Annotated in this window: 21 protein-coding genes; 13 read left to right on the forward strand and 8 right to left on the reverse strand. The window is 71.7% G+C overall.

Annotation, left to right across the window (positions count from 1 at the left end; translation table 11 throughout):
- Positions 1 to 42: 42 nt before the first annotated feature.
- Positions 43 to 1428 (forward strand): wax ester/triacylglycerol synthase family O-acyltransferase, encoded by a 1386-nt coding sequence (locus AB0M30_RS20515; protein WP_364585719.1) that lies wholly within the window; start codon positions 43 to 45, stop codon positions 1426 to 1428.
- Here the strand turns inward: AB0M30_RS20515 and AB0M30_RS20520 are convergent.
- Positions 1412 to 1909: a nitroreductase family deazaflavin-dependent oxidoreductase gene (locus AB0M30_RS20520; protein WP_364585721.1), complete on the reverse strand. Its 498-nt coding sequence runs from the start codon at positions 1907 to 1909 to the stop codon at positions 1412 to 1414. The two genes, AB0M30_RS20515 and AB0M30_RS20520, sit on opposite strands and share 17 nt — an antisense overlap.
- Positions 1909 to 2760: an alpha/beta hydrolase gene (locus tag AB0M30_RS20525; protein WP_364585723.1), complete on the reverse strand. Its 852-nt coding sequence runs from the start codon at positions 2758 to 2760 to the stop codon at positions 1909 to 1911. Before AB0M30_RS20525 ends, AB0M30_RS20520 begins: the two co-directional genes overlap by 1 nt.
- A gap of 88 nt (positions 2761 to 2848) precedes the next feature.
- Here AB0M30_RS20525 and AB0M30_RS20530 point away from each other — a divergent pair, with 88 nt between their 5' ends.
- From AB0M30_RS20530 to AB0M30_RS20555, 6 genes are all read left to right on the forward strand, one after another.
- Positions 2849 to 3937, forward strand: a complete 1089-nt coding sequence (locus AB0M30_RS20530; RefSeq protein ID WP_364585725.1) for an acyl-CoA dehydrogenase family protein — start codon at positions 2849 to 2851, stop codon at positions 3935 to 3937.
- A 4-nt stretch (positions 3938 to 3941) separates the two neighbouring features.
- Positions 3942 to 5096, forward strand: a complete 1155-nt coding sequence (locus tag AB0M30_RS20535; RefSeq protein ID WP_364585727.1) for an acyl-CoA dehydrogenase family protein — start codon at positions 3942 to 3944, stop codon at positions 5094 to 5096.
- Positions 5093 to 6001, forward strand: coding sequence for an OB-fold domain-containing protein (locus AB0M30_RS20540; RefSeq protein WP_364585729.1), 909 nt, complete (start codon positions 5093 to 5095; stop codon positions 5999 to 6001). The genes AB0M30_RS20535 and AB0M30_RS20540 overlap by 4 nt, the downstream gene beginning before the upstream one ends.
- Complete coding sequence (locus tag AB0M30_RS20545) at positions 5998 to 6387, forward strand: MaoC family dehydratase (protein ID WP_364585731.1); 390 nt, start codon at positions 5998 to 6000, stop codon at positions 6385 to 6387. Before AB0M30_RS20540 ends, AB0M30_RS20545 begins: the two co-directional genes overlap by 4 nt.
- The gene (locus AB0M30_RS20550; RefSeq protein ID WP_364585733.1) at positions 6384 to 7553 is read left to right on the forward strand and encodes a lipid-transfer protein; all 1170 of its coding nucleotides are present in this window, start codon (positions 6384 to 6386) and stop codon (positions 7551 to 7553) included. Before AB0M30_RS20545 ends, AB0M30_RS20550 begins: the two co-directional genes overlap by 4 nt.
- Before the next feature lie 87 nt (positions 7554 to 7640).
- On the forward strand, positions 7641 to 8189 hold the full coding sequence (locus AB0M30_RS20555) for a DUF5134 domain-containing protein (RefSeq protein WP_364586006.1): 549 nt from the start codon (positions 7641 to 7643) through the stop codon (positions 8187 to 8189).
- A 55-nt stretch (positions 8190 to 8244) separates the two neighbouring features.
- Here the strand turns inward: AB0M30_RS20555 and AB0M30_RS20560 are convergent, their stop codons facing one another.
- From AB0M30_RS20560 to kstD, 6 genes are read right to left on the reverse strand one after another with little or no spacing between them, the layout of a single operon-like run.
- A complete protein-coding gene (locus AB0M30_RS20560) occupies positions 8245 to 8703 on the reverse strand; it encodes a riboflavin kinase (protein ID WP_364585735.1) in 459 nt (152 codons plus the stop codon).
- 49 nt (positions 8704 to 8752) lie between these two features.
- Entirely contained in the window at positions 8753 to 9604 is an 852-nt protein-coding gene (locus tag AB0M30_RS20565) for a MaoC/PaaZ C-terminal domain-containing protein (protein ID WP_364585737.1), read from the reverse strand.
- 10 nt (positions 9605 to 9614) lie between these two features.
- On the reverse strand, positions 9615 to 10658 hold the full coding sequence (locus AB0M30_RS20570) for a ferredoxin--NADP reductase (RefSeq protein ID WP_364585739.1): 1044 nt from the start codon (positions 10656 to 10658) through the stop codon (positions 9615 to 9617).
- The gene (locus AB0M30_RS20575; RefSeq protein WP_364585741.1) at positions 10651 to 10908 is read right to left on the reverse strand and encodes a hypothetical protein; all 258 of its coding nucleotides are present in this window, start codon (positions 10906 to 10908) and stop codon (positions 10651 to 10653) included. The genes AB0M30_RS20570 and AB0M30_RS20575 overlap by 8 nt, the downstream gene beginning before the upstream one ends.
- Entirely contained in the window at positions 10905 to 12041 is a 1137-nt protein-coding gene (locus AB0M30_RS20580; RefSeq protein WP_103342932.1) for a Rieske 2Fe-2S domain-containing protein, read from the reverse strand. Before AB0M30_RS20580 ends, AB0M30_RS20575 begins: the two co-directional genes overlap by 4 nt.
- Positions 12038 to 13702 (reverse strand): 3-oxosteroid 1-dehydrogenase, encoded by a 1665-nt coding sequence (gene kstD / locus AB0M30_RS20585; RefSeq protein ID WP_364585743.1) that lies wholly within the window; start codon positions 13700 to 13702, stop codon positions 12038 to 12040. Before kstD ends, AB0M30_RS20580 begins: the two co-directional genes overlap by 4 nt.
- Positions 13703 to 13825: 123 nt before the next feature.
- Here kstD and AB0M30_RS20590 point away from each other — a divergent pair, with 123 nt between their 5' ends.
- The 6 genes from AB0M30_RS20590 to AB0M30_RS20615 all read left to right on the forward strand — a co-directional run bounded on the left by AB0M30_RS20590 (position 13826) and on the right by AB0M30_RS20615 (position 19661).
- Positions 13826 to 15427 carry an FAD-binding protein gene (locus AB0M30_RS20590; RefSeq protein WP_364585745.1) on the forward strand — a complete coding sequence of 534 codons (1602 nt, stop codon included), beginning with the start codon at positions 13826 to 13828 and terminating at the stop codon, positions 15425 to 15427.
- Positions 15428 to 15463: 36 nt separating this feature from the next.
- Positions 15464 to 16627, forward strand: a complete 1164-nt coding sequence (gene hsaA, locus AB0M30_RS20595) for a 3-hydroxy-9,10-secoandrosta-1,3,5(10)-triene-9,17-dione monooxygenase oxygenase subunit (RefSeq protein WP_364585747.1) — start codon at positions 15464 to 15466, stop codon at positions 16625 to 16627.
- Positions 16627 to 17472 carry a 4,5:9,10-diseco-3-hydroxy-5,9,17-trioxoandrosta-1(10),2-diene-4-oate hydrolase gene (gene hsaD, locus AB0M30_RS20600; protein ID WP_364585749.1) on the forward strand — a complete coding sequence of 282 codons (846 nt, stop codon included), beginning with the start codon at positions 16627 to 16629 and terminating at the stop codon, positions 17470 to 17472. Before hsaA ends, hsaD begins: the two co-directional genes overlap by 1 nt.
- Positions 17472 to 18383 carry an iron-dependent extradiol dioxygenase HsaC gene (gene hsaC, locus AB0M30_RS20605; RefSeq protein ID WP_364585751.1) on the forward strand — a complete coding sequence of 304 codons (912 nt, stop codon included), beginning with the start codon at positions 17472 to 17474 and terminating at the stop codon, positions 18381 to 18383. Before hsaD ends, hsaC begins: the two co-directional genes overlap by 1 nt.
- The gene (gene hsaB / locus AB0M30_RS20610) at positions 18380 to 18919 is read left to right on the forward strand and encodes a 3-hydroxy-9,10-secoandrosta-1,3,5(10)-triene-9,17-dione monooxygenase reductase subunit (protein ID WP_364585753.1); all 540 of its coding nucleotides are present in this window, start codon (positions 18380 to 18382) and stop codon (positions 18917 to 18919) included. The genes hsaC and hsaB overlap by 4 nt, the downstream gene beginning before the upstream one ends.
- A gap of 142 nt (positions 18920 to 19061) precedes the next feature.
- Positions 19062 to 19661: a hypothetical protein gene (locus AB0M30_RS20615; RefSeq protein ID WP_364585754.1), complete on the forward strand. Its 600-nt coding sequence runs from the start codon at positions 19062 to 19064 to the stop codon at positions 19659 to 19661.
- Positions 19662 to 19663: the final 2 nt, after the last annotated feature.

Consider the following 19663-nt stretch of genomic DNA (forward strand, 5'->3'; position numbering starts at 1 on the left):
AGGGTGACGCGCCGCTCACCGGACGTGGCTTACCCTGGCGCCATGCAGAGACTGAGCGGCCTCGACGCGAGTTTCCTCTACCTCGAGACGTCGTCGCAGGTCCTGCACGTCTGCGGGCTGCTCGTCCTCGACGGCTCGACCGTCCCCGGCGGCTACAGCTTCGCGAAGCTCCAGGAACGCCTCGACGAGCGCGTCCGGATGATCCCGGCGTTCCGCCGCAAACTGCACAATCCACTCTGGAACCTCAGTCACCCGGTCTGGGTCGAAGACGAGGACTTCGACCTCGACCACCACGTGCACCGCATCGGCGTCCCGGCCCCCGGCGACCGCGCCGAGCTGGCCGCGCTCTGTGCCCACATCGCCGGGCAGCAGCTCGACCGCGCGCACCCGCTGTGGCAGCTGTACGTCATCGAAGGCCTGGCCGACGGCCGGCTCGCCGTGCTGCTCAAGATGCACCACGCGAGCGTCGACGGCGTCAGCGGCGCCAGCCTGATCACCTACCTCGCCGGGCTCGAACCGGACGGCCCGATGCCGGAGATCGAAGAGCACCGGAACGCCGCGATGCCCTCGCCGCTGGACCTGCTCCGCTCCGGGGTCGAGAGCGTCGTGAAGCGGCCCGCCGAGGTCGCGCGGCTGCTGCCCGACCTCGTCGGGCTGGTGCCGCGGTGGGTCGGCCGGGCGTTGCGCGGCAAGGGAATGCCGGTCCCGTTCACCGCGCCGAGGACGTCGCTGAACGGCACGATCACCGGGCACCGCAGCGTCGCCTTCGCCCAGCTCGACCTCGCCGGCGTCAAGGACGTCAAGAACGCCTTCGGGGTGACGGTGAACGACGTCGTGCTCGCGCTCGTCGCCGGGGCGCTGCGGGAGTTCCTCGTCGCGCGCGGGGAGCTGCCGGAGGATCCGCTGGTGGCGACCGTGCCGGTTTCGGTGCACGACCGGACCGAACGCGAGCACGGCAGCAACAAGGTCTCGGCGTTCTTCGCCTCCCTGCCGACGCACCTGCCCGACCCGGCCGCGCGCGTGTTCTTCCTCGCCGAGGCCAACCGGCGCTCGAAGGACCACCACCACGACATCGACGCCGACATGCTGCAGGACTGGGCGCAGTTCTCGGCCGCGACGGCGTTCGGGCTCGCTGTGCGCGCCTATTCGGCGCTGCGCCTGGCCGAAAAGCACCCGGTGGTGCACAACCTGGTCGTCTCCAACGTGCCCGGGCCGCCGATGCCGCTGTACTTCCTGGGCGCGCGGATCACCGGCTTCTACCCGCTCGGCCCGGTCTTCCACGGCGCCGGGCTGAACGTCACGGTGCTGTCCAACGCCGGGAAGCTGCACGTCGGCCTGCTCGGCGCGCGGGAGCTGGTCAAGGACCTGTGGCCGCTCGCCGACGCGCTCCCGGACGCGCTCGCCGAACTGCTCAAAGCCGCGGGCTGAGCACCACGACCGGGATCTCCCGCTCGGTCCAGGCCTGGTACTTGGCGAAATCCGCGTACAGCTCGACCAGCCGCGGCCACAGCTCGGCGCGTTCCGGAGGCCCGGCGACCCGGGCCGTGACCGGGACGCCGCGACGGCCCTTGAGGTCGATGCGGGTTTCGGGGTGGGCCAGCAGGTTGCGGTACCACTGCGGGTGCCGCGGCAGCCCGCCCTGCGAGCCGACGATGACGACGTCGTCGCCGGAGCGCAGGTAGAGCAGCGGGGTGGTGAACCGGCGTCCGGACTTGCGGCCGCGGTGGTCCAGCAGCAGCGTCGGCACGGGCTTGCGGAACCCCGCCCCGATCCGCCACGTGCCGCCGACCCGGCCGCCGGTCAGCCGGAAGACGGCCACCTGCGCCTTCGCCGCGTACTTCATCACCTTCGCCGTCACCGGCGAGTCGAGGCCGCCGGGCTTCCGGTCGGGCAGGCTGAAGCGTCCCATCAGGAGTTCCTTCCTCGGAGGGAGTGGACCGCGGCGAGCAGGGCGGGCACCCAGCGGTCGGCGGCGAGCACGCAGGCCGCGTGCCCGGCCGCGACCTCGTAGGTGGCCGCGCCGGGGATCCGGCGGGCCAGGGACCGCTGGTGGGCGGGGGCGATGAACCGGTCGCGGGCGGTCACGACGACCGCGGCCGGCAGCCGCAGCGTGTGCAGCCACGGCGTCGAGTCGAACCGGCCGATCTCGTCGACGGCGACCGCGATCGCCCACGGCGTTGTCGACCGGAACTCCCGCAGCCCCCACCGGTGGTCGGCGAGGCGCTCGCGGGGGAGCGCGGCGGGCACGGCCGGCGGCGGCACGTGCTCGCGCAGCCGCCGCAGCGTGCGGCCGAAGACCTCGAGGGCGACGCGCTGCCGCAGCCCGCGGCCGAAGTGACCCGCCGTCGAGCACAGCACCAGCCCGGTAACACGTTCTGGTTCGGCGCGGGCCACGAGCTGCGCCACCAGCCCGCCCATCGAGTACCCCGCGAGGGCGAACCGGCCGACGCCGAGCGCGTCCGCGACGGCGGTGACGTCGTCCGCGCAGTCGGCGAGCCGGAACTCCCGCGAGCGGATGCCCCGGCCGTGCCACCGCTGGTCGAACACGACGACGCGGTGCTGCCGCGCCAGCCGCGTGAGCGCCGGATACCAGGTCAGCAGGCCCGTGCAGGCCACCGAATGCAGCAGGAAGAGCGGGGGCGCGTCCCGCGGCCCGACGTCGGTGACCACGGTGCGGCCGCGGCCGGGCAGCTCCAGGGAGACCGGCTCGGGCACGTCCGCGGTCGGCGGCACGGTGATCCGCCGCCGTCTCCCCGCCATTCCGCCCACCCCCGGGGGTTGCCGTGCCCGCCCTTTCCGGTTAAGACTAGAACAGGTTTCAATATTGCGCCCGATCCGGAGGACAGGCGTGGACTTCGCCCTTGACGATACGCAGACCGAGATCGCCGCCCTCGCCGCGAAAGTGCTCGGTGATTTCCGGAGCGCGGGAGGCGATCCCCCGCAGCGGGCGGTGGAGGGCGGCCCCTGGCGCGCCCTCGCTTCGGCGGGCCTGCTCGCCTTGGCCCTGCCACCGGAACTGGAAGGCGATGGCCTGGGCGTTGCCGAGGTCGCCCAGGTCCTGGCCGAGGTCGGCCGGGCCGCCGCGCCGGTGCCCGCGTACGCCGCGCTCGCCCTGGGTGTCCTGCCGATCGAGTCGCTCGGCACCCCGGCCCAGCGCGCGGAGTTGCTGCCGCCGGTCGCGGCCGGGGAGGCACTGCTCACCGCCGCCCTGAACGAGCCCTCCGCTCCGCTGGTCGCGGAGCCCGCCGCGACCGTGCGGGCCGGCGACGGGAGGTGGCTGCTCAGCGGCGTGAAGACCGCTGTCCCGTACGCCGCCGAAGCCACCCGGATCCTCACCCCGGTGACCACCGCGCACGGCAGCGCCGTCTACCTCGTCGACCCGCACGCCGAGGGCGTCACGCTCGTCCCGACGCCCACCTCGTCCGGGACACCGGAGTACACCGTCCGGCTCGACGACGTCGCGGTCGAGGAAACGGACCTCCTGTTCGACCGCGGTGCCGTGGCGGCGCTGCACCGGTTCGCGCTGGCCGGCGCGCTGGCCCTCGGCGACGGCCTCCTGGCCGGCGCGCTGGCGCTGACCGTCAAGCACGTCGGCGAGCGGACCCAGTTCGGCCGGCCCCTCTCCGCCTTCCAGGCCGTGGCGGGCCAGATCGCCGACGTCTACGTGGCCGCCCGGACCGTGCACCTCGCCGTGACGTCCGCGGTGTGGCGGCTGGCTTCGGGCCTCGACGCCGACGCCGACCTGGACGTCGCCGCCTACTGGTTCGCCTCGCGGGCCCCGGAAGCGCTGGCGACCTGCCACCACCTGCACGGCGGGGTCGGTGTCGACGAAACCTACCCGCTGCACCGGTATTCGTCGGCGGTCAAGGATCTCGGCCGGACGCTGGGCGGGGCCGCGCACCGGCTCGGCCGGCTCGGCGAACGAGTGGCGGGGTGAGCGGATGCACGTCGAACTGACCACGGCGCAACGACAGCTGCGCACCGAACTGCGCGAGTACTTCGCCGGGTTGATCAGCGCCGAGGAACGCCAGGCGATGCGGCGCGAGCGGCACGGGCCGGTCTTCCGCGAGATCGTCCGCCGGATGGGCCGCGACGGCCGGCTCGGCGTCGGCTGGCCGGTCGAATACGGCGGCCAGGGCTTCGGCGGGATCGAACAGCACCTGTTCGTCGACGAGGCCGCGCGCGCCGACGTCCAGCTGCCCTCGGTCACGCTCCAGACGGTCGGGCCGACGCTGCAGGAGTTCGGCACGGACGAGCAGAAGTCCTTCTTCCTGCCGAAGATCCTGGCCGGGGAGATCCACTTCGCGATCGGCTACAGCGAACCGGAAGCGGGCACCGACCTCGCGTCGCTGCGCACGACGGCGGTGCGCGACGGCGACGAATACGTCGTCAACGGCCAGAAGATCTTCACCACCGGCGGGCACGACGCCGACTACGTCTGGCTCGCCGTGCGGACCGCGCCGGACGCGCCGAAGCACAAGGGCATCTCGATCCTCATCGTCGACACGAGCGATCCCGGCTACTCGTGGACGCCGATCATCACCTGCGACGGCGCCCACCACGTCAACGCGACGTACTATTCGGACGTCCGCGTGCCGGTGAACCGCTTGGTCGGGCAGGAAAACGCGGGCTGGCGGCTGATCACGACGCAGCTCAACCACGAGCGCGTCATGCTCGGGCCGGCCGGGCGGATCGGCGGCCTGTACGACCGCGTGCACGCGTGGGCGTGCGCGCACGGCCTGCTGGACCTCGCCGACGTGCGGGCCGTGCTCGCCGAGGCCATGGCCGTGACCCGGGTGAACGAACTGCTGAACTGGCAGGTCGCGGTGTCCGCGGCGAGTGCGCCGGTCAGTGTGGCCGACGCGTCGGCGACCAAGGTGTTCAGCTCGGAGGCCATCCAGCGGATCGGCCGGAACCTCGAGGAAGTCGTCGCGCGCCACGGCGACCTGGCCGATCCGGACACCGCCGAGCTGGCGGACTGGCTCGACCTCACCGCCAAGCGCAACATCGTGCTGACCTTCGGTGGCGGCGTCAGCGAAATCCAACGGGAGCTGATCGCCTCGATCGGCCTGGGCCTGCCGAGGGTGCCACGATGACCATCGAAGAAGCCGCCGCGGCGATCGCCGCGCAAGGGGAGTCCTCGCCGCGGCTCGCCCGGGACCCCGTCAACCAGGCCATGGTGAACAACTGGGTCGAGGCGATCGGCGACCGCAACCCGGTCTACACCGACCCGGAGTACGCTGCCGCGAGCGTCCACAAGGGACTGGTCGCGCCGCCCGCGATGGCCCAGGTGTGGACGATGAACGGCCTGCACGGCAGCCGGGCCGGCGACGACCCGCTCGGCGCGATGATGGCCGTGCTCGACGAGGCCGGGTTCACCTCCGTGGTGGCCACGAACTCCGAGCAGACCTACCACCGGTACCTGCGGCCGGGTGAACACGTGGCGGCGACGACCCGGCTCGAAAACGTCGTCGGACCGAAGAAGACCGCGCTGGGCGAAGGCTGGTTCGTCACCACCCGGACGACCTGGTCCGTCGGCTCCGAAGCCGTCGCCGAGATGGTGTTCCGGGTCCTGAAGTTCCGCCCGCCCGCCCCGAAGCCGGCGCCGGCGCCGGTGCTGCGGCCGGTGATCAGCCGGGACACGGAGTTCTTCTGGGACGGCCTTCGCGAGGGGGAGCTGCGGATCCAGCGCTGGGGCGAAACGCTGCGGCACCCGCCGGGGCCGATGCCGCCCGACGGCTCGCTGGACACCAAGCCCGACTACGTCGTCGCGAGTGGCCGGGGGACCGTGTACTCCTTCGTCGTGCACCACCACCCGCCGGTGCCGGGCAAGGAACTCCCGTTCGTCGTGGCCCTGGTGGAACTGGAAGAGGGAGTCCGCGTAATGGCCGAGCTCCTGGACGCGTCCCCGGACGAGGTCCACATCGGACTGCCGGTCGTCGCGGCGTTCGTCAAGGTGGACGACGACCTGACCCTGCCCGCGTGGAAGGTGGCCCGATGACCGTCGTCGCCGAAGGGACCGAGCTCCCGCCGCTGACGATCGAGGCGACGCCGACGTTCGTCGTCAGCACGGCGCTGGCCACCCGTGACTTCCAGGACGTCCACCACGACCGCGACTCGGCCGTGGCCCGCGGCTCGAAGGACATCTTCCTCAACATCCTCACCGACACCGGTCTGGTCCAGCGGTTCGTCTCGGAATGGGCCGGGCCCGAGGCGCTGATCCGGTCGATCAAGATCCGGCTCGGCGTGCCCTGCTACGCCTACGACACGCTGACGTTCACCGGCCGGGTGGTCTCCCGTGCGGGCAACGACGTCGTCGTGTCGGTGTCCGGTGTGGACAGTCTCGGGGAACACGTCGCCGGGACGGTGGAGGTGACGTTGCCGTGACGCTCTCCGGGAAGGCGGCCATCGCCGGGATCGGCGCGACGGAGTTTTCCAAGGACTCCGGGCGCAGCGAGCTGCGGCTGGCGGCCGAATGCATCTCCCACGCCCTCGCCGACGCGGGGCTGAAGCCGTCCGATGTGGATGGTCTGGTGTCGTTCACCATGGACGGCAACGCGGAGATCGCCGTCGCGCGCGAGCTGGGCATCCCCGAACTGAAGTTCTTCAGCCGGATCCACTACGGCGGCGGCGCCGCGGCGGCGACCGTGCAGCAGGCCGCGATGGCGGTGGCGACCGGCGTCGCGGACGTCGTCGTCGCCTACCGGGCGTTCAACGAGCGGTCCGGGCACCGTTTCGGCCAGGTGTCGTCCGCGGCGGCCGGCCAGGTCAACTCCTCGGGGGTGGACAACGCGTTCCACTACCCGATGGGCATCGCCACCCCGGCGGCGACGGTGGCCATGGTGGCCCGGCGTTATCTGCACGACTACGGCGCGACGAGCGAGGACTTCGGCCGCGTGGCGGTCATCGACCGCAAGCACGCGGCGACCAACCCGAACGCGTGGTTCCACGGCCGGCCCATCACCCTCGAGGAGCATCAGGCGTCACGCTGGGTGGCCGAGCCGCTGCACCTGCTCGACTGCTGCCAGGAGAGCGACGGCGGGGTCGCGCTGGTCGTCACCAGTGTTTCGCGGGCTCGCGATCTCGCGCGGCCGCCCGTGGTGATCGCGGCGGCGGCGCAGGGGAGCGGGCCCGACCAGTACGTGATGACCAGCTACTACCGCGACGACCTGGCCGCGCTGCCGGAGATGGGCGTGGTGGGGCGGCAGCTGTGGGGCCAGTCGGGGCTGGCACCATCCGATGTGGACGTTGCCGTGCTGTACGACCACTTCACGCCGTATGTGCTGATGCAGCTGGAGGAACTGGGGTTCTGCGGCCGGGGCGAGGCGAAGGACTTCATCGCCGGCGGCGCGCTGGAGCTCGACGGCGCGTTGCCGCTCAACCCGCACGGCGGCCAGCTCGGCGAGGCGTACATCCACGGCATGAACGGCATCGCGGAGGGCGTCCGCCAGCTCCGCGGCACGGCGGCCAACCAGGTCGAAGGCGCGGCCCGCGTGCTGGTCACGGCGGGGACGGGCGTGCCGACCAGCGGACTCATCCTGACGGGTGACTGAGGTCACCTCAATGACGGCTGGTGCCCGACCGGCGTGGGTGTCACGGTGGAGACACCACCTGCGACGGAGAGTGAGGCCGAACTGGCGATGGCCGTCGACTGGGCGCTCACGGCGGTGTTCGCGGCGCTGACGCTGCCCTGCGTGCTGCGGCTGGCCCGCCTCGACTACGCGCGCCTGGGCCACCGCGTCCGCCACGGCGACCTGGCGGAACTGCTGCTGCTGGTGGCGATGGTGGCGATGTTCTCCCCGGTGGGCGGCCCGATCCCGGCGGCGGGCTGGCAGGCGGTGCTGGTCCTGACGACGGGCTGGTTCGCGGTGGCCTGGTGGCGCACCCGCACCTGCGCCCACCACGCGCTGTCGGCGGCGGCGATGCTGTACATGGTGACGGCGATGCCCCACGGCGGCGGGGACCACGGGCCCTGGCTGACCATGGCCACAATGGACGCCCGGCTGGCGGTGCCGCTGATCGCGGTGGTGGCGGCGGGATACTTCGTGGCCGACGCGGCGTGGTCCGGCGTGCTGGTGGTCCGCGGATCGGCGTTCGCGGGGGCGGATCCGGGCCAGGCGTCGCGGACGGTGTGCCGGACGGTCATGGGCGCCGGGATGGGCTACATGCTGCTGGCCTCGGCTTTGTAAGCACAGCCGGGACGTCGCGAATGACTCATTCGGGACATCCGAGGTCCCGAATGAGTCATTCGCGACGCTCGGCTCGCCGGACCTCGCCGAGCGGGCTCTCGCCGGCCTCCGGGAGCGAAGCTGCCGGGTGCTCGGCCGTCCACTGGGTGGCCGCCGCGATGTCGTTCTTCAACGCCGTGATCAGGTCCTCCGCCGAGGCGTACTTCTCCTGCTCTCGCAGGTGGGACCCCAGCCACACCACCAGCGTCTCGCCGTACAGGTCGCCCGAAAACTCCAGGACGTGGGCCTCGAGCAGGCGGTACCCGTCCGCTCCGTAGTACGTCGGGCGGCGGCCGACCGAGATCGCCGCCGGGAGGCGGGTGCCGTCCGCTCGGCCGATCCAGCCCGCCCACACGCCGTCGCCCAGGGAGCCGTCCTGGTCGCGCAGGGCGATGTTGGCCGTGGGGAAGCCCAGCTCGCGGCCGCGCTTGTCGCCCGATTCGACCGTTCCCCGCACCACGAAGTATTCCGGCATTCGTCCTCCCGAGGTCACCCCACCACGGTAGCGGGCCCGGCAGCACCGCTCAGGAAGTGGACACCAGCACCGTGTCCGCCAGCACCGGCGCGTCGTCGCGTTCCACCGCCGACGTCGTCACCAGCAGCCGTCCGTCATCCGCGCGCCACACCCGGATCCGCAGGGTCTCGCCCGGGAACACCACCCCGGCGAACTTCGTCGCGAACGACGCCACCCGCGCCGGGTCGCCGTCCAGGAACTCGTTCACCAGCACCCGCGCCACGATCCCGTACGTGCACAGCCCGTGCAGGATCGGCCGGTCGAACCCCGCCGCCCGGGCGAACGCCGGGTCCGCGTGCAGGGGGTTCCGATCGCCGCACAGCCGGTACAGCAGCGCCTGCTGCGGCAACGTCGGCGTCTCGAGAACGAAATCCGGCGAACGAGTAGGCCACTCGAGGCGATCCGACGGCCCCCGCGAGCCGCCGAACCCGCCCTCGCCGCGGGCGAAGATGCTCGACCGGGCCGTCCACAGTGGATCCCCCGAGGACGACGTGACCGCCACCTCCTGGATCACCACCGCGGCCTTGCCCTTGTCGTACACGTCCGCGATCCGCGAGCGGGCCACCGCCTTTCCCGACGCCGGGATCGGCCGGTGCAGGGTGATCTCCTGCTTGCCGTGCAGCACCTTCGCCAGGTCGATCTCCACCCCGGGGAACGACACCGCCGGCGGGTCGAACACGCGCAGGTTGGCCGCGACCGTCGCGAACGTCGGCAGCACCACCAGGTCCTGCTCGTAGGTGTACCGCAGCTCGTCCGGGCCCGCGCCCAGCGCCAGGTGGTAGAGCAGCACGTCCGACGACGTCCAGGCGAAGTTCACCTCGCCGATCTCGGCGCCGATCGCGATCGCGGGATCGATGGGCACGCGGGAGCTCCTATTCGTAGCTGATCGAGACCTCGTCGGTGACCGGCAGGGACTGGCAGGCCAGCACGATGCCGTCCGCCATGTCCTCGGCGTCGAGGACCTCGTTGTGCAGCATCTTCACCTCGCCCGACACGACCCGGCACGCGCACGCACTGCATTGTCCCTCGCGGCACGAGTACGGCGCGTCGAGGCCCGCGCCCAGCAGGTGGTCCAGGAGCTTCCGCCGCCGCGGCCACGCCATGGACCGGGTCTCGCCGTCCAGTTCGACCGTCAGCGACGCGGGCGCCTCGTCCGACTCCGGCTCCGCTTCCGGCTCGGGCTCCTCGGCGACGTCCTCGAACGGGTTCCCGGTCAGCGACGTGAACTTCTCGACGTGCACCCGGTCCCGCGGCACCCCGAGCTGCCCGAGCGCCTCCCGCACGGCGGCCATGAACGGCGCCGGGCCGCACAGGAAAGCTTCGTGCGAGGTGTACGCCGACGCCAGCCCGCGCAACTGCGAGACGTCCGGCAGCCCCTGCACGCTCTCCAGCCAGTGGACGACGACCAGCCGGTCGCCGTAGCGCTTGGCCAGCGACGCCAGCTCGCCCGCGAAGATCACCGAATTCTCGTCGCGGTTCGCGTAGACCAGCACCACCCGGCCGGACCCGGTCTCCAAAGCCGTCTTGAGAATCGCCATCACCGGCGTGATGCCGCTGCCGCCGGCGAACAGCAGGAAGTCCTCGTCCACCGACGCGGGGCTGAACACGCCCGCCGGCGCCAGGACGTCGATCCGCATTCCCGGCTTCAACGACGAGCAGACCCAGCTCGAGCCGTACCCGCCGTCGGTCCGCTTGACCGTCACCTGCACGCGGTTCTCGTGCGGCGCGCTCGACAGCGAGTAGCACCGCGCCACCGAACCGGTCCGGTCGCTGGGGATCTTCAACGTCAGGAACTGCCCGGCCCGGTATGCGAAAGCCGACGCGTGTTCGGGCGGGATCTCGAAGACCACCGACCGCGCGTCCGGCGTTTCGACGACGACGTCGGCGACGGTCAGCGTGTAGACCCGCTCAGCCATCGGCCACCGCCAGCGTGCCTTCGCGCACCGCGTCGGAGATGCTGCCGGCCAGCTTCGGGCACGTGTCGAGCAGCGCCGACGGGCCGTCGGTGCCCGCGAACACCGGGCAGGTGTCGGCGGGCCGGGACGTCCACTGGATGCTCGTGTGCTGGATGCTGTTCTTCTTCACCAGCACGCGCGTGCCGCAGCTGCGGCACTCGTGCGGCCGCAGCCCGCCCGACAGGAACTCGGTCTGCTCGGCGGTCGTCACACTTCCGCCTCGGTCTTCTGCCGCGCCAGGTTCTCCGCGACCTCCGCCGACCACGCCTCATTCGCCTTCGTGGTGTCCACTTCGAACTCGAACCGCCCGGTCATGTCCTCGGTGACGTCGGCGGCGTCGACGTAGAACTGCTGGTACCACCGGCGAAGCTGGTAGACCGGACCGTCCTCTTCGCACAGCAGCGGGTTGTCGATCTGCGTCTTGTGCTTCCAGATCTCGACGTCCTGCAGGAACCCGGCGCCGATCCCGCGGGCCAGCTTGGCCGCGATCTTGTCCGCGTGCTCGTCCGAGATGCCCGGCGGCTTCCGCACCTTCATCCCGTACTGCAGCACGAACGACGTCGGCGTGACGGGGTAGTGGCAGTTGATGAGCACGCTCTCGATCTCGTAACCCTGGAACGAATTCACCAGCTTGTTGATCATGTACGACGGCCCGAAGTACGAAGCCTCCGACCGCAGCAGGTTTTCCTCGCCGCCGTAGTTCGACGCCATGCCCATGTCGGGGCGGCCCTTGGTGTTGAGGTACTGCGTGGCGATGTGGCCTTCGAACACGTTCTTGAAGTACGTCGGGTAGGCGTAGTGGATGTAGAAGAAGTGCGCCATGTCCACGACGTTGTCGATGATCTCCCGGCAGTTGGAGCCCTCGATGAAGATCTCGTCCCAGGTCCAGTTGCTCCACTCGGCGCTGTCGGCGGCCTCGATCCGCGGGATCGCCAGCTCGTCGGCCGGCGGGTTGCCCTCCGGGTCGTGCCACACGAGCAGCTGCCCGTTGCGCTCCTCCGTCGTCCACGACCGCGTCCGCGCGCGCAGCGGAACCCGCTTGGCGTAGGGGATCGAGACGCACTTGCCCTTGCCGTTCCAGCGCCAGTCGTGGAACGGGCAGGCCACCTCGTCGCCCTTGACGCTGCCCTGGGTGAGGTCGCCCCCCATGTGCCGGCAGTAGCCGTCGAGCACGTGCAGCTGCCCGGCCGAGTCCGCCCACACCACGAGCTTCGTGCCGAACGCGGTGATGGCGTGCGGCTTCCCGTCGCGGAAGTTCCGCGCCAGGCCCAGGCAGTGCCAGCCGCGGGCGAACCGGGTCGGCGGCTCACCGGCGTAGATGGTGCGTACCGAATCCTGCGTCATCGCTGCCCTCCCGTGGTCCCTCGATCTTCGTGCGCCAGCCGCGTCGCCGCAAGGTAGCCGAACACCATGGCGGGCCCGATGGTCGCGCCCGGCCCGGCGTACGTCCGGCCCATCACGGCCGCGGCGGCGTTCCCCGCGGCGAACAGCCCCGGCACGGCGGAGCCGTCCTCGCGCAGCACCTGCGCGTGTGCGTCGGTGCGCAGCCCGCCCTTGGTGCCCAGGTCGCCCGGGACGATCTTCACCGCGTAGAACGGCGCTTTGTCCAGGGGGCCGAGGCTGGGGTTGGGTTTGTTGCGCGGGTCGCCGTAGTAGTGGTCGTACTTGCTGACTCCGCGGTGGAAGTCCTCGTCGACGCCTTGGCGCGCGAAGCCGTTGAACCGCTCGACCGTCGCTTCCAATGATTGAGCCGGGACGTCGATTTTCGCCGCCAGCCCGGCCAGCGACGACGACTTCGCCGCGATGCCGGCCTTGAACCAGCGGCCGGGCAGCGGCTGGCGCGGCCCGATGCCGGTGAACATGTACCGGTCCTTGTAGCGCTGGTCGAACACGAGCCAGGTCGGGATGTGCTCGCCCGGCCCGTCGCCTTCGCCGTACATCGCGTGCACGGCCTCGACGTACGGCGCCGACTCGTTGACGAACCGCTCGCCGCGCGCGTCGACCATGATGCTGCGCGGCCGTGACCGCTCGGCCAGCGCGAACCACGGCCCGCCGGTGAGCGGCAGCGTCGGTCCCCACCAGGCGTCGTCCATCAGGTCGAGTGCCGCGCCCAGCTTGAGGCCGGCGGTGATGCCGTCGCCGGTGTTGGCGGCCGCGCCGACGGTCCAGTCGACGCCGATCGGTGCGCGCTGGTACTTCTCGCGCATCTCGAGGTTCCGCTCGAACCCGCCGCTGGCGAGGATCACCCCGCGCCGGGCTTCGACAACCCCCTGCGACGTGACGACGCCGGTGACGCGGTCGCCTTCGACCTGCAGGTCCACCAAGGGCGTGTTGAGCCGGACCTCGACGCCGGCCTCGGCCAGGCCCACCCGCAGGCCGGCCGCAAGCGCTTGCCCCATGCTCAGCAGCTGCCGCCCGCGGAGCTTTCCGACGAGCCACTGCCGGCCCAGCGACAGCAGCCGGACGGCTCCGCGCGGATGCCTCGCGAGGAGGCTCAGCCAGCGGTAGTCGGCCTGGGTGATCGGCACGCCGAGCGGAGGAGCGCTGTAGGGCGGTTCGAGGTGGGCCAGTTCGGCGCCGAGCAGCTTGCCGTCGAAGGCCATCGGCTCCACCGACCGGCCGCCGGGGCGGCCGCCGGGGGCTTCGGGGTGGTAGTCGCTGTAGTCGCGGACCCAGCGGAACTTCAGCGGCGTGTGGTCGCAGACGAACCGCAGCACCTCGGGGCCGTGCGCGAGGAACGTGTCGCGCCGGACGGCCGGGACGACGTCACCGACGATCGAGGCCAGGTATTCGCGCGCCCGCTCGGGTGGTTCGTCGATCCCGGCGGCGCGCAGCGCGTGGTTGCCGGGGAGCCAGACGCCGCCGCCGGAGCGCGCGGTCGAGCCGCCGAAGCAGGCCGCCTTTTCCAGGACGACGACGCTCAAGCCGTTGTGGGCCGCAGCCAGCGCGGCGGTCATCCCGGCGGCGCCACTGCCGACCACGACGACGTCGAACTGCTCCGTCATGCCACCTCACTTGTCGGGCGTTCCGGGGAACACTTGTAACGTGTTCCACAGGACGAGTCTCCAGTTGAGAGCCGCTTTCGGCCACGATAGACGAGAACGTGTTTCAGTTCTAGGGTAGGGGTCATGGACGCACTTGTCGCGGACGTGGTCATCGTCGGGTTCGGGGCGGCCGGCGCCTGTGCCGCCCTCGAAGCGGCCGACGCGGGCGCCGACGTCGTCATCGTCGAGCGCTTCGCCGGCGGAGGAGCCAGCGCGGTCAGCGGCGGCGTCGTCTACGCCGGTGGCGGCACCGGCCAGCAGCTCGACGCGGGCGTCGACGATTCCGCCGACGCGATGTACGCCTACCTGCGGCTGGAAACCGGGGACGTCGTCTCGGAGCGGACGCTGCGGCGGTTCTGTGAGGGCAGCCGCGAGATGATCACCTGGCTGGAGGGCAACGGCGTGCCGTTCGAAGGCAGCCTGTGCCCCCACAAGACGTCGTACCCGAGCGACGCGCACTACCTCTACTACTCCGGCAGCGAGGCGGCCGGCGGGTTCCGCGACGCGGCGAAGCCGGCTCCGCGCGGTCACCGCGTCAAGGGGCCCGGGACCTCGGGGAAGATGCTGATGGCGCGGCTCAAGGCGGCCGTGCGCGCCCGTGGCATCCGGGTGCTGACGCAGACGACCGCCCGGACCTTGATCCGCGACGACGCGGGCCGCGTCACCGGCCTCGTCGCCGACACCCTGAGCGACGCCCCCGCGTCGGTGCGGGCGCGGCACCGGCGCTTGGCGCAGTACGCGGCGAAGCCCGGGATCTACGTGCCGTCGCTGCGCAAGTCGCTGCACCGCCGGGTCGAGCGGTTCGAGCGGTCCCATGGCCGTGAGCTGCGGATTTCCGCCCGGCGCGGGGTCGTGCTCGCCGCCGGTGGCTTCATCGCCGACCGCGAGATGGTGCGCGAGCACGCGCCGAAGTACCGCGGCGGGCTGGCGCTCGGCACGTCCGCCGACGACGGCTCGGGCATCCGGATGGGCGTCGAAGCCGGCGGAGCGACCGGCGAACTGGGCCGGATCTCCGCCTGGCGGTTCGTCACCCCGCCCAGCGCGTTCTTCGGCGGGATCATCGTCGACGCCGCGGGCCGGCGGGTCATCGACGAGTCCCGCTATGGCGCGGCGGTCGGGGAAAAGCTCATCGAGGACCACGAGAGCAAGGGCTGGCTGCTCGTCGACGCGCCGATCGTGGCCGAGGCGCGCCGGGACGGCCGCAAGCAGAGCCAGTGGTTCCAATGGCTCCAGCTGCGGTACCTGCTGCGGCGCGGCCGGGTCGTGGGGGAGACGGTCGAGGAGGTGGCGCGCAAGGCCGGCGTCGACCCGCAGGGGCTGCGCGCGAGCGTCGAGGCCTACCACGGCGACCGGGATCCGGTGGGCAAGCCCGTCGAGTTCGTGCGGCGCCTGGACAACCCGCCGTACTCGCTCATCGACATTTCGGTGCGGCCGAACCTCGGGTACCCCACGCCGATGCTCACCCTCGGCGGGCTCGTCGTCGACGAGGACACCGGCGCGGTGCGGAGCACGACCGGGCCGCCGATCCCGGGGCTGTACGCCGCCGGCCGCACCGCCGTGGGACTCTGTTCCAGGTCCTACGTGAGCGGTCTCTCGCTGGCCGACTGCGTGTTTTCCGGCCGCAGAGCGGGGATCAACAGTGCCTTGGCGCAGGGCGTTCTCGACAAAAACGAGAACGTGTTCTAGTCTCTGGAGTGAGCAACCAGAGAGAGGAACTTGCGCATGAGCGAGCAGGTGATCGCCGGGGTCCGGGACCTCCTGCCGGTCCTGCGGGAACGGGCCCAGGACACCGAGGACGCGCGCCGCGTCCCCGAGGAGTCCGTCAAGGCCCTGCAGGAGACCGGGTTCTTCAAGCTGCTGCAGCCGGCGCTCCACGGGGGCTTCGAAGCCGACCCGGTGAGCTTCTACACCGCGGTCAAGCTGATCGCGAGCGCGTGCGGGTCCACCGGCTGGGTCGCCTCCATCCTCGGCGTCCACCCGTGGCACGTGGCCCTGTTCGACGCGCAGGCGCAGCAGGAGGTCTGGGGCGAGGACCAGGACGTGCGGATCTCCTCGTCGTACGCGCCGATGGGCAAGGCCGAAGTCGTCGAAGGCGGCTACCGGCTCTCGGGCCGGTGGAGCTTCTCCTCCGGCTGTGACCACTGCACGTGGGTGCTGCTCGGGGGACCGGCGTTCAAGGACGGCAAGCCGGTCGACTTCTGCACCTACCTGCTGCCGATCGCCGACTACTCCATTGTGGACGTCTGGGACACGATCGGCCTGCGCGGCACCGGTTCGAACGACATCGTCGTCGAGGACGTCTTCGTGCCGCGGCACCGGGCGCTGAGCTTCATCGCGACGTCGAAGTGCAAGGTGCCGGGCCAGGCCGTCAACCCCGGGCCGCTGTACCGCCTCCCGTACGGTTCGGTGCACCCGACCACGATCACCGCGCCGATCATCGGCATGGCCCAAGGTGCCTACGACGCGCACGTCGAGCACCAGCGCAAGCGCGTGCGGGCCGCGTACGCCGGCGAGCAGTCCAAAGAGGACCCGTTCGCCAAGGTGCGGATCGCCGAGGCGGCCAGTGAGATCGACGCCGCCTGGCTGCAGCTGACCCGCAACATCGAAGACCTGTACGAGCTGGCCAAGCGCGAGGAACGGCTGCCGTCGGACCTGCGGCTGCGCGTCCGGCGCGACCAGGTGCGCGGCACCGAACGCGCGATCGCGGCGATCGACCGGCTCTTCGAGAACTCCGGCGGCCGCGCGATCCAGCGCGGGACGCCGATCCAGCGCTTCTGGCGCGACGCGCACGCGGGCCGCGTCCACGCGGCCAACGACGCCGAGCGCGCGTACGTCATGTACGGCACCGGGGTCTTCGGGCTCCCCGTCGAGAACGCGATGTACTGATGGCCGCTCCCGAGGGCAAGTACGTCCAGGCGGGCTCGCTGAACCTGCACTACCACGAGGCCGGCGCCGAGCACGCCGAGACCGTGATCCTGCTGCACGGCGGCGGGCCCGGCGCGTCGGCGTGGAGCAACTTCGGGCGCAACCTGCCGGAGTTCGCCAAGCACTACCGCACGATCGCCGTCGACCAGCCCGGCTTCGGGCGGTCGGACAAGCCCACCGAGCACCCGCAGTACTTCCGGCACAGCGCGGACGCCGTCGCCGGGCTGATGGACGCGCTCGGCATAGAGCGCGCTCACTTCGTCGGCAATTCGCTGGGCGGCGGCGCGGCGGTGCGGTTCGCGCTGAACCACGGGAAGCGGGCCGGACGGCTGGTCCTGATGGGGCCGGGCGGGCTGAGCGTCAACCTGTTCGCGCCCGATCCGACCGAAGGCGTCAAGAACCTCGGTCGGTTCGGGGCCAAGCCGTCGCGCGAACGCATGGAAGCCTTCCTGCGGATCATGGTCCACGACCAGGCGCTGATCACCGACGAGCTGATCGACGACCGGTTCGCCGCCGCGAACACCCCGGAGTCGCTCGCCGCGATGCGGGCGATGGGGATGTCGTTCGCGCAGCCGGACACCTACGAAGAGGGCCTGCTCTGGCGCGAAGCCCACCGCCTGCGCCAGCGCGTGCTCTTGATCTGGGGACGCGAAGACCGCGTCAACCCCCTGGACGGGGCGCTGGTGGCGCTCAAGACGATTCCGCGCGCGCAGCTGCACGTGTTCGGCGGCTGCGGGCACTGGGCCCAGCTGGAGAAGTTCGACGAGTTCAACCGGCTGGCCCTCGACTTCCTCGGGAGTTCCTGATGGGCATCCGGTCACTGGGCTACCTCCGCATCGAAGCCACCGACATGGCGGCCTGGCGCGAGTACGGGCTCAAGGTGCTCGGCATGGTGGAAGGCAGTGGCACCAACCCCGACGCGCTCTACCTACGCATGGACGACTTCCCCGCGCGGCTGGTCGTCTCACCCGGTGACGCGGACCGGCTGGCCGTCACCGGCTGGGAGGTCGCGCACGCCGGTGAGCTGGCCGAGCTGCGGTCCCGGTTGGACAGTGCGTCGGTGCCGTACAAGGAAGGCACCCCGGACGAGCTGGCCGACCGCCGCGTCGACGAGCTGATCAGCTTCGAGGACCCGTCCGGCAACACCCAGGAGGTGTTCCACGGCGTCGCGCTGCAGCACCGGCGCGTGGTCAGCCCGTACGGTCACAAGTTCGTCACCGGCGAGCAGGGCCTCGGCCACGTCGTCCTGTCCACAAAGGATGATGAGGCGTCGCTGCGGTTCTACCGGGACGTCCTCGGCTTCCGGCTGCGCGACTCGATGCGGCTGCCGCCGCAACTGGTCGGGCGCCCGGCGGACGGGCCGCCCGCGTGGCTGCGGTTCTTCGGCTGCAACCCGCGCCACCACAGCCTGGCGTTCCTGCCGATGCCGACGCCGTCCGGGATCGTGCACCTGATGGTCGAGGTCGAAAACACCGACGACGTCGGCCTGTGCCTCGACCGCGCGATCCGGCGGAAGGTGCCGATGTCGGCCACGCTCGGCCGGCACGTCAACGACCTGATGCTGTCGTTCTACATGAAGACCCCGGGCGGCTTCGACGTCGAGTTCGGCTGCGAAGGCCGGCAGGTCGACGACGACAACTGGATCGCGCGCGAGAGCACCGCGGTTTCGCTGTGGGGCCACGACTTCTCGGTCGGCGCGCGGCCACCGGGCGCATGACGTCCGTGGCGGTCGACCAGACCGAGTTCCGCAGCGTGCTCGGGCACTTCTGCACGGGCGTCACGGTCGTCACCGGCCGCGACGGCGACACCCTCGCCGGGTTCGCCTGCCAGTCGTTCGCCGCGCTGTCGCTCGACCCGCCGCTGGTGCTGTTCTGCCCGGCCCGGACGTCACGGACGTGGCCGGTGCTGGCCGCGGCGGGCCGGTTCGCGGTCAACGTCCTGGCCGAGGACCAGCAGGAGGTCAGCGCGGTGTTCGGCGCGCGTGGCGAGGACAAGTTCGCCCGCGTCGGCTGGACGCCCGCGCCGTCCGGCGCACCCCTGCTCCACGGCGCGCTGACCTGGATCGACTGCACGTTGGAAGCCGTGCACGAGGCCGGCGACCACTACGTCGTGATCGGCCGGGTGACCGCACTGGGCGCCCCCTCGGACGCCCGTCCGCTGCTGTTCCACCGCGGCCGCTACGCCGTCACCGAACCGGCCCGGGACGCGCTCGAGGCCCTGATGCCCTGGCCCCGCCCCGACGACTGGCTGTGATCGTCGATCGCCGTGGGTTAGCGCTACCGGGTGGTTGTGCACGGATTCACAGGTGGGCCGCATCCCATTCACGAGAGAAAGTCCAGCACCGGCGCGCACACTGTTACCGAGAAGACACCTTCCCGGGAGGAGTGAGGCGCGCATGCGTGGCCCCAGCGGACGGATCGCCCGGTTCCGGCGCCGGTTGCTGCCGGGCCGCAACCCCCTGGCCCGGGCGGGCGACCGCGTGGAGGCCCTGCTGCTGCTCCTCGCCGTCGCCGGTGCGTTGCTCGCGATCCCGTTCGCGGCGGCGCTGGGTTCCGACACGTACGCGGCGCAGACCGCCCGCGCGGCGCAGGAGCGCACGACCCGCCACCCGGCCACGGCCGTCTCCCTCGCCGCGGCATCCGGCCAGTCCTACGGCACGGACGGCGCCGGCGCCCCGGCCGCCCAGACGACGGTCCCGGCGGCCTGGTTCGACGCCCGCGGCACCCGCCACACCGGCGACGTCCTCGCCGACCCGGGCAGCCCGGCGGGCACCCGCGTCCCGGTGTGGCTGGACCAGCACGGCGAGCTGACCGGCGAGCCCCTGTCCGCGTCGACCTCGGCGGCCGACGGGGTGTTCGCCGCGATCCTGCTGTGGGCCGCGATCACCGGCGCCCTGGCCGGGTTGTACGGCACCGTCCGGTTCGTCCTGGCCCGCTTCCACGCGGCGGCCTGGGACCGGGCCTGGTCCGAAGCCCGCCACGACACCCGGTTCTGAGG

This window comes from Amycolatopsis sp. NPDC051716, assembly GCF_040681595.1.
Classification (GTDB): domain Bacteria; phylum Actinomycetota; class Actinomycetes; order Mycobacteriales; family Pseudonocardiaceae; genus Amycolatopsis.

Coding starts and splice junctions, on each gene's coding strand:
- AB0M30_RS20515 (WP_364585719.1), top strand. CDS start 43: ATGCAGAGACTGAGCGGCCTCGACGCGAGTTTCCTCTACCTCGAGACG.
- AB0M30_RS20520 (WP_364585721.1), bottom strand. CDS start 1,909: ATGGGACGCTTCAGCCTGCCCGACCGGAAGCCCGGCGGCCTCGACTCG.
- AB0M30_RS20525 (WP_364585723.1), bottom strand. CDS start 2,760: ATGGCGGGGAGACGGCGGCGGATCACCGTGCCGCCGACCGCGGACGTG.
- AB0M30_RS20535 (WP_364585727.1), top strand. CDS start 3,942: ATGCACGTCGAACTGACCACGGCGCAACGACAGCTGCGCACCGAACTG.
- AB0M30_RS20540 (WP_364585729.1), top strand. CDS start 5,093: ATGACCATCGAAGAAGCCGCCGCGGCGATCGCCGCGCAAGGGGAGTCC.
- AB0M30_RS20545 (WP_364585731.1), top strand. CDS start 5,998: ATGACCGTCGTCGCCGAAGGGACCGAGCTCCCGCCGCTGACGATCGAG.
- AB0M30_RS20555 (WP_364586006.1), top strand. CDS start 7,641: ATGGCCGTCGACTGGGCGCTCACGGCGGTGTTCGCGGCGCTGACGCTG.
- AB0M30_RS20560 (WP_364585735.1), bottom strand. CDS start 8,703: ATGCCGGAATACTTCGTGGTGCGGGGAACGGTCGAATCGGGCGACAAG.
- AB0M30_RS20570 (WP_364585739.1), bottom strand. CDS start 10,658: ATGGCTGAGCGGGTCTACACGCTGACCGTCGCCGACGTCGTCGTCGAA.
- AB0M30_RS20580 (WP_103342932.1), bottom strand. CDS start 12,041: ATGACGCAGGATTCGGTACGCACCATCTACGCCGGTGAGCCGCCGACC.
- kstD (WP_364585743.1), bottom strand. CDS start 13,702: ATGACGGAGCAGTTCGACGTCGTCGTGGTCGGCAGTGGCGCCGCCGGG.
- AB0M30_RS20590 (WP_364585745.1), top strand. CDS start 13,826: ATGGACGCACTTGTCGCGGACGTGGTCATCGTCGGGTTCGGGGCGGCC.
- hsaA (WP_364585747.1), top strand. CDS start 15,464: ATGAGCGAGCAGGTGATCGCCGGGGTCCGGGACCTCCTGCCGGTCCTG.
- hsaD (WP_364585749.1), top strand. CDS start 16,627: ATGGCCGCTCCCGAGGGCAAGTACGTCCAGGCGGGCTCGCTGAACCTG.
- hsaC (WP_364585751.1), top strand. CDS start 17,472: ATGGGCATCCGGTCACTGGGCTACCTCCGCATCGAAGCCACCGACATG.
- hsaB (WP_364585753.1), top strand. CDS start 18,380: ATGACGTCCGTGGCGGTCGACCAGACCGAGTTCCGCAGCGTGCTCGGG.
- AB0M30_RS20615 (WP_364585754.1), top strand. CDS start 19,062: ATGCGTGGCCCCAGCGGACGGATCGCCCGGTTCCGGCGCCGGTTGCTG.